Source organism: Psychrobacter immobilis (assembly GCF_904846065.1).
GTDB lineage: Bacteria > Pseudomonadota > Gammaproteobacteria > Pseudomonadales > Moraxellaceae > Psychrobacter > Psychrobacter immobilis_H.
The window spans coordinates 1018499-1038150 of sequence record NZ_CAJGZV010000001.1 but is presented as its reverse complement, the minus strand read 5'-3'; the positions used below and the strand labels follow the sequence as shown (position 1 = coordinate 1038150).

Here is a 19652-nt window from a genome sequence, read left to right as displayed (position 1 = left end):
AATTAAAATGAGCGGTAAAACACAAATAGAGTTTGCCTTCGAATTTACTCGAAGTGTCATCACCGAGGTACTATATAGGAAGCACCGCAACTGATGACAAACGTGTAAAAAGGCTAAATTGTGCTAATTGTAGCAAAAACTGCCCGCGATTGGGCAATTTTCACTCGTATATTGTAGTGACTAATCAGCTACAGTGACTGCTTAGCCTTTGTAACTGGCAAACAAATCATATTCGCTAGCGTCATCAATCGTAACTGTTAGGAATTGTCCGACCTTAACTTGCGCGGTAATCTCATCAACGTAGACGTGACCGTCAATCTCTGGTGCGTCAGCATAGCTACGACAAATAGCAATGCCCTCTTCACTATCAATTTCATCGACCAATACCATCAAGGTTTTACCGACTTTCTCTTGTAGCTTTTGCGCTGAGATGTCTTGTTGCAGCGTCATCAAACGCTCATAGCGTTCTTGCTTAATCTCTTCTGGCACATGATTTGGCAGGTCATTAGCCACTGCGCCTTCGACTTCTGAGTAAGTAAACGCACCAACGCGATCAAGGCGAGCTTCTACTAACCAATCAAGCAAGCATTGGAAATCTTCTTCTGTCTCGCCAGGGAAGCCCACAACGAAGGTTGAGCGAATGACGATATCTGGACAAATCTCACGCCATGCATGGATACGTGCCAAGGTATTTTCGCTATGAGCTGGGCGTTTCATCGCTTTTAGGATGCTGTGGCTGGCATGTTGAAACGGAATGTCGAGATAAGGCAGTAGCTTTTTCTCGCCCATTAGCTCAACCACTTTATCGACATGCGGATACGGATAGACGTAATGCAGGCGCACCCAAATGCCTAAGTCATTTAAGGCTTGGCACAAGTCATAAAACTTCGACTTCAGCGGCATACCATTCCAAAAGCTGGTCTTATATTTCAAATCCAGTCCATAAGCAGAGGTATCTTGCGAAATAATAAGCAATTCTTTCACGCCAGCATTTTTCAGCGCCAACGCTTCATTCATCACACTGTCAATCGGACGTGAAACCAAGTCTCCACGTAAGCTTGGAATGATGCAGAAAGTACAACGATGGTTACAGCCTTCCGATATTTTTAGATAAGCATAATGGCTTGGCGTCAATTTGATACCCGCTTCATTAATCAAATCTATCTTTGGATCATAACTAGCGTCCTGACTGCGGTCAGGCTTGGGCACATGCAGCGAAACGGCTCTAATGACCTCATCATAAGCATGAGCGCCAGTTACTGCCAAGACAGCGGGATGCATTTCACGGATTTTATCCGCCTCTTTACCCAAGCAACCTGTGACGATGACTTTACCGTTTTTGCTAATCGCTTCGCCGATGGCATCAAGCGACTCTTGTACTGCGGACTCAATAAAACCGCAAGTATTCACGACAACCAAATCTGCACCTTCGTAATCACTCGCCACTTGATAACCATCACGGCTAAGCTCAGTGATAATGCGCTCACTATCGACTAAAGCTTTTGGGCAACCTAGTGACACAAATCCAATCTTTGGCACTGCATTCACTGGCGCATTTTCAGTCGATAAAGCACCTGAAGTCACATCGCTGCTTTGCTCAATGCTACGGTTTTGATTGTGGTTGGCTTTATGATGGTAAGGTTGGTTAGTGTTTGCTTGACTAACATCTGCCTGATTGTCTTGTGCTATCTTTGGTTTGGCAGGATTAAAAACGGTGGCAGTGTCTTTTAACATAGAATCTGTTGGCGTAGAAGTTGACGGTGAGGTAGTAACAGTCGTATTAACCGACTCGGTAGAAGTGTTGGGCATGGCTGACCTTGCTAGAGATAAATTGGCTGTGCGCATTGTACGTTTTTTTTGCAAAAATCGCCAGTTTTGCCGTTCTATAGTGTTGATTTATGGTTAAATATTATATCGCGTCTTCTTTTATTCTAGGCAATAGCCATGACAACCCTTTTGACAACCGTAAAACCGACACCTGACTTAGCATTTATGTCACAGCATTTGTTCACCGCTATTTTATGGATCAATGATGACTTATCGATCACTTGGCTAAATGCCCAAGCCGAACAACTACTCGCTATTAGTAGTGGGCGCTTACTGGGTCAGTCTATACTGACACTGCTTGCATCCGAAACATCCAAAGCATTGAAATCAGCCGATAGCAATCATGACATTGACAACCATGTAACTGTCGATAAAAGTAGTGGTGAAGATACTCATGAACAAACTTGCTCTTTAAAAGAACGATTTCAGCAAGCAAAGCAGTATCAACAACCCTTTATCGATCATGATCACCTTATCAGCACACCGCTAAATGGTAATTTATCATTCTCGGTTGATTATAGCGTGACCCCTGTCATTTATGAGCAGCAACCTTATTTTATTATTGAGATGTGGGGCAAGGATCGCCAAAGTCGCATATCAGAGGAGCAACGCCAGCAGCAACAATATAATGTTGCCCGTCATATGCTGCGCTCGGTCGCTCATGAAATCAAAAATCCGCTTGCCGGTATTCGCGGGGCGGCGCAATTATTACAGCGGCAATTCATCAAATTCAGTGACACCTCGCCTCTTAATAGTGCTCCTCCTGCTATTCTTGGCACAAACTCTATGGTAAACCCGAATAGCCACCTGCAAAAAACGGCTGAAAAACTGCGTAATTATACTGATATCATCATCTCAGAGACGGACCGTCTAACCCACCTTATTGGCAAGTTTCTTGGCTCCAATCAATTACCAAATTGGCAAACGCTAAATATCCATGAGCCACTGGAGCATGTTTTATCTTTGGTCGTCAATCAATATCCGCAAGTGACGCTACAGCGCGATTATGATTTGTCATTGCCTGAGTTATGCGCTGATAAAGATCAGCTAATACAGGTGTTTTTAAATCTGATTAATAATGCCTGTGAATCGATGACTGAGTTTGAGCAAACGCTGCAGCAAAGAGAGTTTTCCGAGCCTAAGGTGCAACAACCTGTCACCTCACAAATGAGCAATCACGACAGCGCCAGTTATAAGCCAACGCTGCACATTCAAACCCGCATTGCCTTTCAACATACCATTGCTGGGCAACAGCACAAGCAAGTGCTACAAATCAATATTGCCGATAACGGTTCAGGCATTGATCCGGCATTGATCGGACAGATATTTTTCCCAATGGTGACCAGCCGTGCCGCAGGAACGGGGCTAGGATTATCTATCGTGCAAGATATCATCAGTCATCACCATGGTATGATTGACGTGAGCTCCCAACAATCAAAAAACCTTAACGACAGTGTTAAAAATGACTACAACCACCAACAAACCAGTTTTACGCTGTACTTGCCTTTCAATCAGCCAGTGCACCATGCTTAAAACAGCCAGTACCTAACCTATGAAACAATCACCCTGAATCACTTGCTTATTAGGCCTGATAAATGACTGCATATAATGACAACGCCACATCTAACAGCGACAATCAAGGCTCTGCCCAAACATCAGACAATCAAGAGTCTAGTAACCGAGAGTCTGATAAACGAGAACCTGATAACCAAGCTACGAAAGTAACGGTCAATAATGCACCTGATGCTAATCCTGCAACGTTATGGCTGATCGATGACGATGCGGCCCTGCGTTTGGTATTGGCAGATACTTTTGAAGATGCCGGATTGACGGTTATCAGCTTTACTCAAGCACAAGCGGCATGGACACGCCTCAACGATATTTTGCAACAGCAGGAATCAGCCTCTCAGTTGCCCGATGTGATATTGACCGATATTCGTATGCCCATGATGGATGGTTTGTCTTTTAGTGATTGGGTACATGAGCACTTCCCTAAGCTGCCCATTGTCATTATGACGGCGCATTCTGACCTCACCTCTGCTATTAATAGCTATCAAACAGGTGCTTTTGAATATCTGCCAAAACCTTTTGATTTAGATGATGCAGTCGTCACGATTTATAAAGCCATTAATTATCAGCCTAATATGCTGGCAGCGGCGGCAGCAAACTCTACAGCTGAACCTGCTCCGAAGACCATTACCAAAAATTCATCAGATACTTTACCAAATATCAAGATAAAACCTGATACCAGACCCAAGCTTGCTAACAAGGCTACTCTGGTCAGCAAAACCAATAAAACATCCAGCCCTAAAATCAAAGTTAAACCTGCCATCAGCGTTAATGACAATCCAAGTGGCATCATTGGGCAATCACAAGCGATGCAGACGGTGTTTCGTGCCATTGGGCGCTTAGCGCACTCACCCATTACTGTCCTGATTACTGGTGAATCAGGTACGGGTAAAGAGTTGGTCGCCAGTGCGTTGCACCAGCATTCACCGCGTCACCAGCAGCCTTTTATTGCCCTCAATATGGCCGCCATTCCACATGATTTGATTGAATCTGAATTATTCGGTCACGAAAAAGGGGCGTTTACTGGTGCGACGACGACGCGACAAGGGCGTTTTGAGCAAGCGGATGGTGGGACATTATTTTTAGATGAAATTGGCGATATGCCTTATAGCACCCAAACTCGGCTGCTACGAGTACTGGCCAATGGTGAGTTTTTTCGCGTCGGTGGACAGCAGCCGGTCAAAGTGAATGTACGCATCATTGCCGCTACTCATCAAAACTTAGAAGAACTGGTCAAACAAGGCAAATTCCGTGAAGATCTGTTTTATCGCCTCAATGTAATTCGCTTGCCGTTGCCGCCATTACGGACACGACCTGAAGACATTCCAGCATTAGCCCATTACTTTATGCAGCGGGCTGCTGAACAGATGAACAGTGCAGAGAAACAGCTGCATCCGACAGCGCTACACATCATGCAGGCTTTTGAGTGGCGTGGCAATGTCCGCCAACTTGAGAATGTCTGCCTTTGGTTGACGGTGATGGCCACAGGCGACACCGTGATGGTGGATGATTTGCCACCAGAGCTGCTTGAAAATATCTCGTCTGATTTAGAAGCGTATCAAGAGCAAAGTCAGCCTACACAAGCTATGACTCACAATGAGCAAATACGCCCTCATTCCCACAGTTCAAGTTGGCAACAAGCATTGGCTGCTTGGGCTGAGCAATCGCTACAAACAGGAGAAACCGATATTTTGCAGACGGCAACCCCTGAGTTTGAACGCGTTTTATTGACGGCAGCGCTCAACCATAGTGGTGGCAAAAAGATCGCTGCTGCCAATCTACTCGGTTGGGGGCGCAATACCCTGACACGCAAATTACAGCAATTAGATATTTCTTCAGCAGAAGGACAAAATAATCGTTATTAAAGGCGCAAATTCATAAATATGAATACCATTAATATCAATAACTTATAAAATAAGTGAAAATAAATGATAAATATTTAAAAATAATTGCAAATAGGGGTTGCCAAACGTTTCAAACTCTATATAATAGCCAACCACTGAGACGCACTACCGAATCAGTTAACTGTCTATATTGTGTTTGAGTTTAAACACTAATAATGATAGAGTAACGGAAAATGGGGCTGTGGCGGAATTGGTAGACGCACCAGATTTAGGTTCTGGCGCCGCAAGGTGTGAGAGTTCGAGTCTCTCCAGCCCCACCATTTTCGGATAGTAAATCTTAGACCAAATATCAAAACCTGCTTTTTAGCAGGTTTTTTTGTGTCTGTATTTTGTCGGAAAACAAACACTCACTTCAAATCTCCTTCGCTTTTCTTTAATACCACATTAGTATTTTGAAATATAAACCCACACCTATCTAATAATTACAATAAAACAATATTTATAATTAATTAGTAATACTAACGACTAATTGTTTACATTATTTAACTTTTTGTTTACATTACCTTTGACAGGCTTAGGTATGAGATATTCTATAAACATCATACTTAAATAATAGAGTTAAGTTTATTGATAGTCCAAAAGGAAAGATAATGAAAACTATAGTTGCCTTGTTGGCTGCCCTATCATTGGTTGGTTGTGTTTCAGCATCTGAGCATGCTGCCCAAGTCCAAAACAATGGAAACATCTCTGTAGGGGTTGTTCAAAAACAGATTAAAGTTGGAATGAGTGGTGCAGATGTGTTGCAGGCGCTTGGCTCACCAAATATGGTTTCTACTGACGACAAAAGAAGAGAAGTTTGGGTTTACGATAAGGTAGCAACAGATACCGTGCAGTCATCAAGTACAGGCTGGGTATTTGCTGTTTTAGCTGGTGGCCAGACTAGCTCAGGAGCATCGTCTAGATCACAAAGAACGCTGACTATCATAATAAAATTTGATGAGCAAAACTTGGTAAGAGACTTTGCATACCATTCCTCAAAATTCTAAAGGCCAGCTAAATGAAAAAACTGAAATATATATTTGTTGCTTGTGCCTTAGGAATAACAGGCTGTGCAACCACTCCACCAGAAAACTTATTTCAAGTAGCAGAGACTTCATTACAAGATCGACAAATGCAATCGAGATTTTTTGAAACAAGCAACGAGGTAGAGCTTCTTTCGGCTGGGGTAGCTGTGTTACAAGACATGGGATATTCAATAGATGAAACAGAGACAAAATCAGGTGTTGTGACCGCATCTAAAACTGTAGATGCTACTAACAATGCGCAGATAGCGGGTGCTGTATTACTAGCGGTACTTGGTGGCGGAAACATGTCGATTGATAGCCAGCAACAGATAAAAGTTAGTTTCGTAACATTACCGTCTAAAAACAATAAAAATGGTTATTTAGCTAGAGCTACTTTTCAACGCATTGTGACGAATACACAAGGACAGGTAACCAAAGCCGAAACAATGAAAACAGAAGAGCTATATGCTGAATTCTTTAACAAACTATCTAAATCAGTATTCTTAGAGGCTCAAAAAATATGAATACATTAAAAATAGCTTTATTCGCAGCTTGTCTAACTTTGATTACTGGTTGCGCTACAACTCATGATGCCAGAATTTTAGGCGCTGACAATCAAGTAGAATTACGTAGTATGCAAACTAGATCTTTTGATACTAGTGATAAAACTGTAGTTGTTAGAAATGTCATATCAACGTTACAGGATTTGAGCTTTGTAATTGATAAGGCTGATACCGACCTTGGTACTGTTTCAGCGACGAGATTGTATAATGGCAACAAGGTCAGAATGACTGTAACCGCGAGACCGTCTTCTTCTAGCAAGTCTGTAATCGTTAGAGCTAACGCTCAGTACAACCTAAAGCCAATTGAGAATCCTAAAATATATCAAGATTTCTTCTCATCTTTATCGAAGTCGCTTTTCTTATCAGATAATGCTGTAGAGTAAAACATAATATCCTAACCATTAAAAATAAAAAAAACTCACTAAATAGTGGGTTTTTTATTTAACTCCTTCCACATAAAACTGTACTCTTAGTAAATTCGTAATTGCTCTAAACTCTTCAACACCTCTTCCATACTCTTATACCGCCTCTCTACTCGTTTCGCTAATGCCTTATTAATAATTCCTTGATAGCTCTGATACTCTAGCGGCAAGGTTGGAATAGGCTGTTGGCAATGCTGAATCGCCCATGCTTTTAATTTGTCATTGCTGTTAGCACTTACCTGAAACGGTCGCTTGCCTGTTAGTATTTCAACCATCATGATGCCAAACGCATAGATATCACTTTGCACTGTCGCACTCTGACTTTGCCAGCGTTCAGGGGCAAGATACGCAGGTGTACCAGCAGAACTTGCCAAAGTTGGGGCGTTAAGACATTCTGCTAAGGCAAAATCGGTTAACAATAAATCAGCCTTGATACAGCTATCATCCGCATGATTTGGCAAAAAATCATCTAGCAAAATATTACTGGGCTTAATATCATTATGTAGCCAGCCAGCGCTATGTAGAGTGGCGATAAGGTGCGCAGATTGCACAATAAAATGATGCTTTCTTTGAGAATTTAATAACGAATGATTTCGAACATTAAGCTGAGTTGCTAAGCTACCACTGGGATAATATGGCATGGTAAGTATCGTAAGCTGCGAAAACTGATCTAGTACCTGTACCCTTAGAGTTTCATAAGCGAGCATTGGCGGAGCAATAGCAAAAAGACTGTCTTGAAATCTCTTTTGATTGACTGATAAATTATTGATAGATTTTCGAACACCGATTTCATGGGTTAAGCCCGCCAAATTTTGATTGATAGCAGCCGTTAACTGCCATTTAATCATCACTCGACCAAACTGTAGGTGCTGGGCACGCGTCAAGCCTTGGTAGTCATTCTCGTTATTATTATTGTTACTTTGCTGGCTGATGCGCTGATGTGATACCTCGCTATAATTCAAGCTTAAGAATAACGCAGTCAATGTTGGCAACATTTGCTGTGCTTGCATTTGTAATGCTTGTTTTGCACACGCTTTTGCATTAGAGGAATTACTGGCACTATTTTTCATGGTAAAGTGAAGCCTTTATACGTCTAGTATGCCGAACGTCATTTTAATCTTTATGAGCGACTGAGTATTATGCCCCAATCCACTAAGCCTGTTACGAATTACGCCCTACCCGACCATTTATTGGATTTACTCGGACAGTATCTACAAGAGCAAGTTACGCCCACTATCGAGATTGATCCTGCACAGCTGGCCTATCGCTGGGTCGGTGGTCATAATGGACATTTGGAGCCATTGGCAGTTAACTTATTTTTAAGTTTAGACGACCTACATGGTATCGATATCCAAAAAGCAAAACTGGTACAAAACACACGGCAATTTCTAAAGGGCTATCCTGCCAATCATGTCTTAATGACAGGGACACGTGGTGCTGGTAAATCATCACTGATTAGGGCATTGCTACAAGCCTATCATAGTGAAGGACTACGCATTATTGAAATTGCCCGTGATGACCTGCGCGTGCTTGATAAGATACGCGCCGCCATTAATGCACTGCCGACCGAGTGTGGTTGTCACTATGTGGTGTACTGTGATGACTTGGCGTTTAACGGTCAAGACGAGAGTTATCGGACATTAAAAAGCGTGTTGGACGGCTCGCTAGATTCGGAGCAAGACAAGTTATTGGTTTATGCGACCAGTAATCGCCGTCATCTATTGCCTCAGCTAATGAAAGACAATGTCAATATTTATAATGGTCAAACCGATGAGGTCAATCCTTATGAAACCATTGATGAGACGGTATCGCTGTCTGATCGCTTTGGGCTTTGGTTGTCCTTTCATCCAATGGATCAAAACACCTATTTGCACATCGTGCGCCATTATTTATCACTTTCGCCAAACCGCAATCTAGATAATGCGAATGACGTTAAAGAAAGTAATAATGAAGAAAAAAATAAGACGCTACCTGATAACATCAGAGCAGCAGCGCTACGTTGGGCATCAGAGCGCGGTGGACGTTCAGGACGAGTGGCGTATCAGTTTAGCCGCTACTGGATAGGACAGACACGATTAGCAGCTGAAGACAGTCCATCGTAAAGCTTCATTAAAAGTTATTTTTATGATGACGCTCAGTGCTTAATGACCGCGTACAGAACCCAAATATTGTACGCGGTTATTTTCGTTAATATCTGCCACATCAACCGCACCATCGACCATATATTGGTCAAAATCTGCGGCTAACCATAGATTACCTTTGTAAACGCTCTCAGCATCTAAACGAATGTATGCCATATTTGGTGTCTTGCTATTAGGATTATCAAAACCCTGATAACGCGCACTGAAGTGGGTCAAAATTAGATTACTTACACCACTTTTTTTCACAAAATCAGCCACCGATTGTGCACTACTATGCATTGGATCAAACTCTGGATTTTTGCCTTGAATCTTAGTCAATACCTCATGCGTATACGTCGCTTCATGCACCAATAAATCCGTATCAACCAACGCCGCAGTGAGACACGCTGGCGTATCGTTATCACCAGCCACCACTACTCGCGTTCGTGATAGTTCATCATTGACATAATCACCTGCACATAATTGCTGCCCCTCTTCAGTGATGACATCGTGACCTTGCTGCAATTTACCCCATAGTGCGCTTGCAGGAATACCTTGCGCCAGTAGTTTATCCGTATCAAGCGTGCGATGATGGATGGTTTGCGTGATACCAAATGCATGAGAAGCAACCCGATGTGATAGCAGCGTGATATCAATATCAAGCTGATGCTGGTCGCTTAAGCGAATATTTATCTTGCTTGTATCACTTTGCTCAGATAGCACCTCTTCAATCGCTACAAAATTTAGAGCAAAGGGTAAATACAATTCCGTGGTTAAGGTAATGGCTTCGAGCAATGTCGCGATGGCTTTTGGAGCAATAAGCGTCAGCGGCTCACGGCGTCCTGACATCGCGGCACTCGCCAATAGTCCTGGCAGACCATAGCAATGATCGCCATGCACATGGGTGATACAGATAGCGGCTAGTTGATGCAAAGACAGTTTGGTATGCAATAGCTGCTGCTGCGTGCCTTCACCGCAATCAATCAGTAGCCATGGACGCGATTTTTTATTTTGATTGACATTCTGTGGTTGATTGACTTGCTGGGCGCCAGATAAATAAGGATTCAGACATTCAATCGCCAGTGCAGTCACATTACGCTGCTTAGTTGGCACACCAGCAGAGGTACCCAAAAAAGTCAGCTTCAACATAGATTACCTCTCTTACACATGATACTTATCTGCTATGACAATTGGCACATCATGGTTTTTTGCGCTGCAACCATCTGCCCACCATTGGCCGTACATTCACTGACCATATTGGACTCATAAGATTTCCAGCCGCCATAAAAGCTGGCAATACATAGAATCACTACGAGCAATTTTTGTGACCATGCTTTAATAGATACCTGCTGATGGTTCACATTGTCAGCAGTAGTATCAAGCGCGGGCTTAGCAGCAATGCCAGTATCGACATCAGTATGCTTGTTATGCGATTTATTTAAGTCTGTCATTTCTTATCCTAAAAAAGGTTTTGTCTATGAATAAACAAAACCCTTCGTTTTAATATTAAATCAGTCATTTATGAACGATTAAATCCGCCGCGTTTAGAACTGCAAACGACCACCCTTTTCTTCTGCACGCTTAAAGGCATCGCGCTCTTCACAACGTTTTAGCCAGATTAAGATATTGGCATATTTACTGCTATCTAATCCTGTACCAGCATTAGCACCTACAACCGCAAGATGCATTTGGATATCAGCGGCACTAAATTCAGCCCCTGCAAACCAATGATTGTCTTGCAAATGCTGCTCCATCATGGCCAATATAGCATCTAGACTTTTGCTTATCATATTTTTTTCGACTTGGTTGCGGATGCTTTTGCTCACAGGCTTGATGAGCATAGGCGACTGCTCAACCACTTTGGTAAATACCAAACGCATGACCAATGGCGGCATCACGGATGCTTCAGCGAAATGTAACCAAAACGTGTAAGCCTCCCACGCCGCTTCATTATCATCCGCAGGCTTGAACTGTTTCTCGCTATCATAATGCTTCAACAAGTATTCGATTATAAACCCTGATTCGATGAGTACACGGTCATTTACTTCTAACATGGGTGCATGACCGAGCGGATGTATTTTTTTTAAACTGTCAGGCGCGCGGTATGCTTTATTGCGCTTATAGCAAGTCAATTGATAATCGACGCCAAGCTCCTCTAACAGCCAAATAATACGAAATGAGCGCGAATTTGCTAAATGATGAAGGTGTAACATAAACCATCCTAGTTATAATGTGAATAAGTTATCGTATGAATAAGTCATAATATGTATAGTTGGTGCCACGCATTCTATTAGTAAACGTTGTTAAGCGTGGCAGCAATGCTATCGATAATAGCGTAATTAATGCCTCTTTAACACAGAAACTGTGTAGAGTAATGACGAAAAACATTGCCCGCTAAGTCAGGTCTATATCGACTTGCTGGCAGGTGCTACTTTGAATGCAGCTCTTCAATTTTGCGTGTCATCTTATGTATTTTTTGCTGATACTTTCTAATTTTACGGAAACGATGCGCGGTTAATACACCTTTAATACGGCGGTTTTTCAGACGGCGACGTGGTGGGAAGCTACCCACTTGTGGCTCATTATAACCATGCAAACGGTCATCACGCTTACGCGCCAAGTAACCAAGCGCACTATCCACAATCATCATCAACAACGCGACAAAAATCATGCCGTACATAAATAAAGAGCCGCCCTCATCGATACTTTGATGCAAAATCGTGATGGAAAATATAAATAAAAATATCGGCTCAAGGTAGCATAAGGTGCCAAATAATGAGACGGGCAGCTTTTGGCTGGCAACCATGGTCAATGACATCGCAGCCGTACTGATAATGCCTAATAGTGGCAACAGATACCAAAACTTATCGGTAGATATCGCCAGCGCAAACCCGCCATTGAGATATAAAGCAATCAACACCACCGGCGTCAATAAAACAAGGTCAGAGATAAGCCCTGTAATCGGCGGCACTGCCAATTTACGACGCAGTAGATAATAGGGCGGATAACCCAAGCAAACAAATAAAGTCGCCCAAGAAATACTGCCGTACTGAAAGACATCATAGGCAATACCTGCGCCTGCGCAAATGGTGGCAATCCATTGTAACAAGCTCATGTCTTCGTTATAAAAAAACCGACCAACCATAATCATAATCATTGGATATAAAAAGTAACCCAGTGTCACCTCAAGCCCCAAATCATTGACAGGTGCCCACATAAATATCCAGATTTGCGCGCCCAATATTGGTGTGGGTATGATAAATAAAAACCATTCTTTGGGCGACTTTAGGGTTTTGAGATAATCAAAAATATGCTGCCACTGCTTAAGCACACTAATCAGCAGCACCAGACTCAATAGCATCATCAGTACGCGCCAAGAAGCGACTTGCGTCCCTGACAACGGCTGCATCAATAGACCAAATAAGAATAGCAATGAATATAAAAAATTTGCTGCCACTGCAGCGATGGTACCTTGCGACGTTTGATTCGTGGTAAGCATAACGACAACCTTGAAAAATGAGCGCACGTCCTTGGCAATTTTAGAAAAAAACAAAAGCCTCCGACGCGGACGTCGAAGGCTTTTTGATCTATAAACTCTGTTATCTACAACATAATCATATAATATTGAGATAAATACTTGGAATATATCGTGTTTATCTTGTGGTCGGTATTATGTCAAAGTCAGAATAGATAAGCAATACACCTGCTTCACTAAAGCGTTCACCTATCCATTCAGCATCTTACTTTGCACTCAACTGCTCGATTTTTTGCTGTATTCTATCCATCTTTTTTTGATAGCGCCGAATCTTGCGAAAACGATGCGCGGTTAAAACCCCATCAATACGCTGATCTATGAAACGACGACGCGGCGGAAACCCGCCCACTTGTGGCTCTCGATAGCCATGCAAATGATTGTCACGGCGGCGCTTAAGATAACCTTTTATACTATCAGCAATCATCACCAGTAACGCCAAACTTACCATACCATACATAAATAGCGAGCCGCCCTCATCGAGACTTTGACTTAGAACAGTGATGGATAAAACAAACAGCAGCATAGGCTCGACATAGCTTAGCGCCCCAAATAATGACACGGGTAATTTGCTACTGGCAATCATGGTTAAGGACATCGCCAGCGCACTAAAGGCTCCTAGCAGTGGTAATAAATACCAGAACTTGATGTCCTGGGCTGCCGTATTAAAGCCACCGCTAAAATACAACATAATGAGCACCACTGGCGTTAACAAAGCCAAGTCAGACAACAGTCCTGTGATAGGCGGCACAGCCAGTTTACGCCGCAGCAGATAATAAGGTGGATAGCCCAAGCACACAAACAACGTTACCCAAGATACTGAGCCATATTGAAAGATATCATAGCCAATACCTAAGGCTGCACATAGCGCGGCCACCCACTGTAACGCACTCATATGCTCGTGATAAAAGAAACGACCAAGCACTATCATCACCAGCGGTAATAAAAAATAGCCCAAGGTGACATCCAGACCAAAGCCATTGACTGGTGCCCACATAAATAGCCAAATTTGACCACCCAAAATCGGTGTGGGCAAAATAAATATCAGCCACTCTTTCGGAGTTTTTAAGGTTTTCAAATAATCAAAAACGTGTTGCCATTGCTTGGTAAAACTGACCAACAATAGCAAACTTAGCAGCATCATGAGCACGCGCCATGAGGCTACCTGCGTACCTGTCAAAGGCAGCATAAATAGCCCAAACACAAACATCATCGAAAATAAAAAGCTCGATGATATCGAAGCAAGGGTTCCTTGAAAAGTTTGATTGGTCGAGAGCATAACAACAGCCTTAAAAAATAGAACTTTATGGGCATTATTTATAAAAAATTAGAGCAGCGGAAACTTAGAGGCAGACTCTAACAATAGATGACATACAGAAAAAAACAAAAGCCTCCGACGATAACGTCAGAGGCTTTTTATAGAACAATCATATAAGACTAGATCAAAAAGCTAACTACTGAGACATTTATTCGTCGTCTGCGTTTTCACCGTCTGTACTGTGAACATCTAATTCATTGTCAGTAGCAATATCCATAACGTCATTCGTTGCTGTGTTGCCAGTCGCCGCATCAATATCTATCTGCTCTCGACCTGCCACATCAAATGTACCGTCTTCTCTCATGGCATCAACCAGCTCATCGTCACCTTCTTCATGCTCAACACGCGCCATAGCGACCAGCTTCTCGTCTTTTGATAAACGAATCAGCGTCACACCTTGCGTATTACGACCAGAGCTAGCGACATGCTCAACGGGCGTACGAACCAACGTACCTTTGTCAGAGATTAAAATAATATCGTCTGTAGAGTCAACCTTGGTGGCTCTTACTAGCGCACCATTACGCTCACTGGTTTTGATAGCAATTACACCGCCGCCGCCACGATTTTGGGTATTGAACTCATCGATAAAGGTACGTTTACCAAAGCCGTTTTCACAAGCAATAAGGATTTCGCGGACATCATCTTCGATCACAACCAATGATTTTATCGACTCATTAGCCGCCAAACGCATACCACGGACACCTTTAGCCGTACGACCCATCACGCGAGCATCATTTTCATCAAAACGAATGGCTTTACCACTGGATGCAAACAACATCACTTCTTGGCTACCATTAGTGATACGAGCACTGACCAGCTTATCGCCCTCTTCTAGTCCAACCGCAATCAAGCCGTTCGAGCGAATATTGGCAAACTGCTTAAGCTCTACCCGCTTCACCGTACCATTGGCAGTTGCAAAGAACACAAAAGGTGGCTCTGCTTGCGTGCTGTCGTCTAATAGATCATCATCCCCATCTATTAGAGCATCTGTTGACGCCTCACCTTTTACCGATAGCTCTTCCACTATTTTTGGAATTGGCAGTATCGTAGTGACCGTTTCATCAGGATTTAAGCCAATTAAATTCACTAATGGACGACCGCGAGCACCGCGACTGGCAATCGGCACTTCAAAACCACGTAAGCTAAAGACACGACCGCTATCCGTGAAGCACAATACGGTAGCATGCGTTGAGGTCACAACCAAATGATCAATCACATCATCTTCTTTCATTGCGGTTGCAGACTTACCTTTACCACCACGTTTTTGTGCGACATAATCGTCAATCGGCTGAGTTTTTGCATAACCTGTACGCGAGACCGTCATGACAACCGTCTGTTCAGGAATCAGATCTTCACGGTTAAAATCAGTACGTGAGTCAATAATATCGGTACGGCGCTCATCACCAAAGTTATCACGAATCTCAATCATCTCATTGGAGATAATGGTCATTAGCTTATCAAAATCACCAAGAATAGACTCTAAATGAGCAATTTCACGTAGCAAATCCTGATATTCTTCGGTCAATTTGTCTTGCTCAAGACCCGTTAGACGATGCAACTGCATATCTAAAATCGCGTTGACCTGCTCAAGTGATAAGCGATAACGTTCTTCGCCCTCAATCAAGCCAAATGGTGCTTTAGGATCTTCGCCTTCGATATAGTCAGGACGCACAGATTGACTACCAGCAGCAGTAAGCATCGCCACCACGCTACCTGAACCCCACGTGTTATTTAATAAGCTTTCACGTGCCAAACCGCGGTTAGCAGAGGCTTTAATCGTTGCAATAATCTCGTCGATATTGGCTAATGCAACGGTCAAACCTTCGAGCAAATGACCACGTACGCGCGCTTTGTTTAACTCATAAATCGTACGGCGTGTCACCACTTCTTGGCGATGACGTACAAAGGCGGCAATCAGCTGACGCAAAGTTAGTAGCTTAGGCTGACCATTATCGAGCGCCACCATATTGATACTAAAACTTGATTCGAGCGGCGTTTGCAAGAACAAGTTATTAACGATAACTTCAGCTGTCTCACCACGACGCAAATCAATGGCGATACGCATACCATCTTTGTCAGATTCATCACGAATCTCGCTAATACCTTCAATCTTTTTATCACGTACGAGTTCTGCGATACGCTCAATCATTTTGGCTTTATTAGATTGATAAGGTACTTCGGTAAAGACAATACGCTCACGATCGCGGTTGACACCCGTATCACTCATGGCTTCAATATGATAGCGACCACGTATGTGCAAACGACCTTTACCCGTGCGATAAGCATCTAAAATACCAGCGCGACCATAAATGATACCGCCTGTAGGAAAATCAGGACCTGAGATGTGTGACATCAACTCTTCAGCTGATACTTGTGGGTTTTCGGCATAAGCCAAACAAGCATTAATCACTTCTGTCAGGTTGTGCGGCGCCATATTAGTCGCCATACCAACAGCAATACCAGTCGCACCATTGATTAGTAAGTTTGGAACACGCGCTGGCATGACGCTAGGCATACGCTCAGAACCATCGTAGTTGTCTTCCCAATCAACCGTGTCTTTGTCTAAATCAGCAAGCATCTGATGCGTCAGCTTGGTCATACGTACTTCGGTATAACGCATGGCAGCCGGAGGATCATCATCGATCGATCCAAAGTTACCTTGACCGTCAACCATCGGATAACGCAAACTAAAATCCTGCGCCATCCGCACAATGGCATCATAGACCGCACTATCGCCATGTGGGTGATATTTACCAATGACATCGCCGACGACACGTGCAGACTTCTTATATGGCTTATTATAGTCGTTAGATAGCACGTGCATGGCGTACATCACACGGCGGTGTACAGGTTTGAACCCATCACGCACATCAGGCAGCGCACGCGAGACAATCACGCTCATCGCATAATCCAGATAGGATTGCTTTAGTTCCTCTACGATGCCAATAGGACTGACCGATTCGCTCATATACACTCCTTCACTCACATTGTTTTTCTAATGTTGACACGTTTGTTCAAGATACTCATGGGTTATACAAAAATATAGCTGCATCAATGCGCAGCTACTATCAGAATAGTGACCCTAAAAAAGCACTGTCAAAGGTGCAAAACAATAGGAAAATAGTGATACGGTTTTTGTTAAAAATAATGTTCAATTAAAGAAGCTATTTTAGCACAAATTTGCTGATTTAGGGGCGTCTGGCTGTTATTAAAATTAAGCAAAACAGCTGATTAGCGGTTTTTTTCACTCTAATAACAAGGGTAAAAACAACTTTAACGACATACTTGTTTTGATTGACTGATTTTGCCGTTTTTGCAAACAAATTTACCATCTTTTGAGCAGTGAGATACGCCGCCCATTTTGCCCGAACAAGGTGTATTCTTAACCTGTGCTTGACTGATCGGAGCTATCATAAAGACACAGGTAACCAGTGATAACATCATTGACTTCATATTTTTCTCCTATTAATTATTAAATGGTATTCATGAAAAAACTGCATCCAGTGGACACAGTTTTTTCGATAGCAAAGCTATTTTTTACGGTTAAGCTGACCTCTATTAAGCAGGTTTAAATTCCTGATTAAAGAACTCACGTGTGGCTTGCGTACAAGCCGTACTGACCAGACCGCCGTGATAGTTGCCCAATACAGCAACGCTTGCAGGTATGCCTTGCTGTGCTCCTGCATCTACTACGCGTTGAAGATTTTGAACAAAGTTACTTTGAACACTTGCTACTACAGAATTAATATTCCATTGGTTCATGGACGCCTGTCCAATAAGTTGAACATTAGAATTATCAGGACGATCATTAGCTGTCGTCGCATCAACATCTAATACTGTCACGTTAACGGTAAGGGCTGGATTTTGTGCGACACTCCCTTGAATAATAGCAGCCATTGAACTGGTATTTAGGTCATAAAAAACCGTTGGATCTTGATTGCCACCACATAGCAGAGTTGGCATTTTTGGTACATACCCACGTAGATCATTGGCTTTTAAGGCTTTTCGTAAGTTGTTTTGTGGATTGGCTGCTGGTAATGCTCCTGTCATCGCGATTAGACTATCAGGGTTCTGTAATGCATCTGCGACATAAGCGGTACGAAAGTCTGTTTTGATCAGATAATTATCATCCGCGAAGCCAATAGAGGCAAAGGGAACGGTAGGCGCTGGTAGAAGATCAAGCGTGGGATTGTTTTCAGGATCTTTTTCAAACAGCGCATTATCAGGCAGTTTATTAGCAGCGACCAACTCACCAAAGCTCAATAAGCTTGGTAATTGTGTGTTTGCATAGTTGGCAGTGAATATATCAGCAGTATTGTTATAGACATTGCCATACGCATTTTGGAGACCAGATGCTAGTAGCGGTGCAAAACGCGATGCGCCGATATTGACGTTACCCGAAAATATTGCATCACCAAACGCTGCCAGTGCATAAGGCCCTGATAAAGGTGCAATGGCAGTGACAGGCTCATCATTTTTCTCGAACATTCTTGCAGTTGCCATCGCCACATGCCCGCCCTGTGAGTAACCACTGATAAATAACTTACCAGAGTCATCAAGGTTGGTGTAATCAGGATCATTAGCGCGCTGTTGTCTTGCAATGATGGTACGGGCACTGTCTAATGCATCAGCCATGTCAGTGGCTTGTTGTTCAGCCACAAGGTATGGATGGTAATCAAGAGCAGACTCATCATAACCAGCATAGTTTGGTGCAACGACGATGTAGCCTTGAGCCGCAAAGTTGGCAGCGATTAATGTCGACTCACCAGCGGCTGGATTTTGAGGATTAGCGACTTGACTAAAATCGTAGCCTTTGTCCGTAGTTGTGCCATGGGCATACAGCAAGATAGGTCGATCGCCTTGACAGTCAGCACTGTCACCACTTGGTAGCATCAAAGCTGCTGTCGCGTTGGTACGCTCACCCGCTGCCCCTACTGTCGGATAGCTGACTTTTTCGATTTTGATATCGCATTTGGCATCAGGGGTTGCCGTACCATCAAGACCGAACTGGGTATTTATTTGCGCGGTGTTAAATGAGCTGATTGATTTAACTGACGTCGCAGAGTCAAAGCCTATGACAGTATCAAAGTCATTGTCATCGCCACAACCGACGAGCAGCAAGCTACTGGCAATGGCGACGGATAATAGGCAGCGCAGCATCACAGGCTTGCCCGTCGTAATGGATACTGATTGATGGGTACTGCTAGATGATTTGTTATTTATAGCGGTAGTAGATTTAGATACGATCATGGTTGCTGTCCTTAGCGGTGGTAGATCAGACGTTTGCTGAGAGTCCTTGACAATAAAAAATTTCAGTATGGCAGACTCTTTTTATTAAATGGTTTTCATTGAATACATTGGAGTAGAAAATATTTTCAATAAAACTTACTCAA

At 43.0% G+C, this 19652-nt stretch carries 16 protein-coding genes and 1 tRNA gene; 7 read left to right on the top strand and 10 right to left on the bottom strand.

Annotated elements, in window-relative coordinates; genetic code table 11:
• Positions 1 to 201 precede the first annotated feature (201 nt).
• The gene (gene rimO / locus JMW64_RS04460) at positions 202 to 1809 is read right to left on the bottom strand and encodes a 30S ribosomal protein S12 methylthiotransferase RimO (protein WP_201553575.1); all 1608 of its coding nucleotides are present in this window, start codon (positions 1807 to 1809) and stop codon (positions 202 to 204) included.
• A gap of 135 nt (positions 1810 to 1944) precedes the next feature.
• Here rimO and JMW64_RS04455 point away from each other — a divergent pair, with 135 nt between their 5' ends.
• The 6 genes from JMW64_RS04455 (at position 1945) to JMW64_RS04430 (ending at position 7250) form a co-directional block, all read left to right on the top strand.
• Positions 1945 to 3360, top strand: coding sequence for a two-component system sensor histidine kinase NtrB (locus JMW64_RS04455; RefSeq protein WP_201553574.1), 1416 nt, complete (start codon positions 1945 to 1947; stop codon positions 3358 to 3360).
• 62 nt (positions 3361 to 3422) lie between these two features.
• Complete coding sequence (locus JMW64_RS04450) at positions 3423 to 5261, top strand: sigma 54-interacting transcriptional regulator (protein ID WP_201553573.1); 1839 nt, start codon at positions 3423 to 3425, stop codon at positions 5259 to 5261.
• Positions 5262 to 5475: 214 nt separating this feature from the next.
• Positions 5476 to 5560 (top strand) — tRNA-Leu (locus JMW64_RS04445).
• Positions 5561 to 5890: 330 nt separating this feature from the next.
• A complete protein-coding gene (locus tag JMW64_RS04440) occupies positions 5891 to 6286 on the top strand; it encodes an outer membrane protein assembly factor BamE (protein ID WP_201539591.1) in 396 nt (131 codons plus the stop codon).
• A gap of 11 nt (positions 6287 to 6297) precedes the next feature.
• Positions 6298 to 6828, top strand: a complete 531-nt coding sequence (locus JMW64_RS04435; protein ID WP_060490679.1) for a hypothetical protein — start codon at positions 6298 to 6300, stop codon at positions 6826 to 6828.
• A complete protein-coding gene (locus JMW64_RS04430) occupies positions 6825 to 7250 on the top strand; it encodes a hypothetical protein (RefSeq protein WP_060490678.1) in 426 nt (141 codons plus the stop codon). The genes JMW64_RS04435 and JMW64_RS04430 overlap by 4 nt, the downstream gene beginning before the upstream one ends.
• Before the next feature lie 86 nt (positions 7251 to 7336).
• Here JMW64_RS04430 and JMW64_RS04425 read toward each other — a convergent pair whose 3' ends face one another.
• Complete coding sequence (locus JMW64_RS04425; protein ID WP_201553572.1) at positions 7337 to 8359, bottom strand: serine/threonine-protein kinase; 1023 nt, start codon at positions 8357 to 8359, stop codon at positions 7337 to 7339.
• 69 nt (positions 8360 to 8428) lie between these two features.
• Here JMW64_RS04425 and JMW64_RS04420 point away from each other — a divergent pair, with 69 nt between their 5' ends.
• Entirely contained in the window at positions 8429 to 9391 is a 963-nt protein-coding gene (locus JMW64_RS04420; protein ID WP_201553571.1) for an ATP-binding protein, read from the top strand.
• Positions 9392 to 9430: 39 nt separating this feature from the next.
• On the opposite strand, the gene JMW64_RS04415 is transcribed toward JMW64_RS04420, so the two are convergent.
• From JMW64_RS04415 to JMW64_RS04380, 8 genes are all read right to left on the bottom strand, one after another.
• Complete coding sequence (locus tag JMW64_RS04415) at positions 9431 to 10558, bottom strand: ribonuclease Z (RefSeq protein ID WP_201553570.1); 1128 nt, start codon at positions 10556 to 10558, stop codon at positions 9431 to 9433.
• Positions 10559 to 10590: 32 nt separating this feature from the next.
• Positions 10591 to 10860 (bottom strand): hypothetical protein, encoded by a 270-nt coding sequence (locus JMW64_RS04410; RefSeq protein WP_045451779.1) that lies wholly within the window; start codon positions 10858 to 10860, stop codon positions 10591 to 10593.
• Positions 10861 to 10953: 93 nt separating this feature from the next.
• A complete protein-coding gene (locus JMW64_RS04405; protein ID WP_201553569.1) occupies positions 10954 to 11622 on the bottom strand; it encodes a glutathione S-transferase in 669 nt (222 codons plus the stop codon).
• Between the two features lie 215 nt (positions 11623 to 11837).
• The gene (rarD, locus tag JMW64_RS04400; protein ID WP_201553568.1) at positions 11838 to 12908 is read right to left on the bottom strand and encodes an EamA family transporter RarD; all 1071 of its coding nucleotides are present in this window, start codon (positions 12906 to 12908) and stop codon (positions 11838 to 11840) included.
• Between the two features lie 241 nt (positions 12909 to 13149).
• Positions 13150 to 14220: an EamA family transporter RarD gene (gene rarD / locus JMW64_RS04395; RefSeq protein ID WP_201553567.1), complete on the bottom strand. Its 1071-nt coding sequence runs from the start codon at positions 14218 to 14220 to the stop codon at positions 13150 to 13152.
• A gap of 187 nt (positions 14221 to 14407) precedes the next feature.
• Positions 14408 to 17227: a DNA gyrase subunit A gene (gene gyrA, locus JMW64_RS04390; protein ID WP_201553566.1), complete on the bottom strand. Its 2820-nt coding sequence runs from the start codon at positions 17225 to 17227 to the stop codon at positions 14408 to 14410.
• Positions 17228 to 17532: 305 nt separating this feature from the next.
• Positions 17533 to 17712: a YdcA family protein gene (locus JMW64_RS04385; protein ID WP_201553565.1), complete on the bottom strand. Its 180-nt coding sequence runs from the start codon at positions 17710 to 17712 to the stop codon at positions 17533 to 17535.
• 105 nt (positions 17713 to 17817) lie between these two features.
• On the bottom strand, positions 17818 to 19509 hold the full coding sequence (locus tag JMW64_RS04380; protein ID WP_201553564.1) for an alpha/beta hydrolase family protein: 1692 nt from the start codon (positions 19507 to 19509) through the stop codon (positions 17818 to 17820).
• Positions 19510 to 19652: the final 143 nt, after the last annotated feature.

What these genes read in the sequence shown, in the direction of transcription:
- rimO (WP_201553575.1), bottom strand. Translation starts at nt 1,809, where the DNA reads ATGCCCAACACTTCTACCGAGTCGGTTAATACGACTGTTACTACCTCA.
- JMW64_RS04455 (WP_201553574.1), top strand. Translation starts at nt 1,945, where the DNA reads ATGACAACCCTTTTGACAACCGTAAAACCGACACCTGACTTAGCATTT.
- JMW64_RS04450 (WP_201553573.1), top strand. Translation starts at nt 3,423, where the DNA reads ATGACTGCATATAATGACAACGCCACATCTAACAGCGACAATCAAGGC.
- JMW64_RS04440 (WP_201539591.1), top strand. Translation starts at nt 5,891, where the DNA reads ATGAAAACTATAGTTGCCTTGTTGGCTGCCCTATCATTGGTTGGTTGT.
- JMW64_RS04435 (WP_060490679.1), top strand. Translation starts at nt 6,298, where the DNA reads ATGAAAAAACTGAAATATATATTTGTTGCTTGTGCCTTAGGAATAACA.
- JMW64_RS04430 (WP_060490678.1), top strand. Translation starts at nt 6,825, where the DNA reads ATGAATACATTAAAAATAGCTTTATTCGCAGCTTGTCTAACTTTGATT.
- JMW64_RS04425 (WP_201553572.1), bottom strand. Translation starts at nt 8,359, where the DNA reads ATGAAAAATAGTGCCAGTAATTCCTCTAATGCAAAAGCGTGTGCAAAA.
- JMW64_RS04420 (WP_201553571.1), top strand. Translation starts at nt 8,429, where the DNA reads ATGCCCCAATCCACTAAGCCTGTTACGAATTACGCCCTACCCGACCAT.
- JMW64_RS04415 (WP_201553570.1), bottom strand. Translation starts at nt 10,558, where the DNA reads ATGTTGAAGCTGACTTTTTTGGGTACCTCTGCTGGTGTGCCAACTAAG.
- JMW64_RS04410 (WP_045451779.1), bottom strand. Translation starts at nt 10,860, where the DNA reads ATGACAGACTTAAATAAATCGCATAACAAGCATACTGATGTCGATACT.
- JMW64_RS04405 (WP_201553569.1), bottom strand. Translation starts at nt 11,622, where the DNA reads ATGTTACACCTTCATCATTTAGCAAATTCGCGCTCATTTCGTATTATT.
- rarD (WP_201553568.1), bottom strand. Translation starts at nt 12,908, where the DNA reads ATGCTTACCACGAATCAAACGTCGCAAGGTACCATCGCTGCAGTGGCA.
- rarD (WP_201553567.1), bottom strand. Translation starts at nt 14,220, where the DNA reads ATGCTCTCGACCAATCAAACTTTTCAAGGAACCCTTGCTTCGATATCA.
- gyrA (WP_201553566.1), bottom strand. Translation starts at nt 17,227, where the DNA reads ATGAGCGAATCGGTCAGTCCTATTGGCATCGTAGAGGAACTAAAGCAA.
- JMW64_RS04385 (WP_201553565.1), bottom strand. Translation starts at nt 17,712, where the DNA reads ATGAAGTCAATGATGTTATCACTGGTTACCTGTGTCTTTATGATAGCT.
- JMW64_RS04380 (WP_201553564.1), bottom strand. Translation starts at nt 19,509, where the DNA reads ATGATCGTATCTAAATCTACTACCGCTATAAATAACAAATCATCTAGC.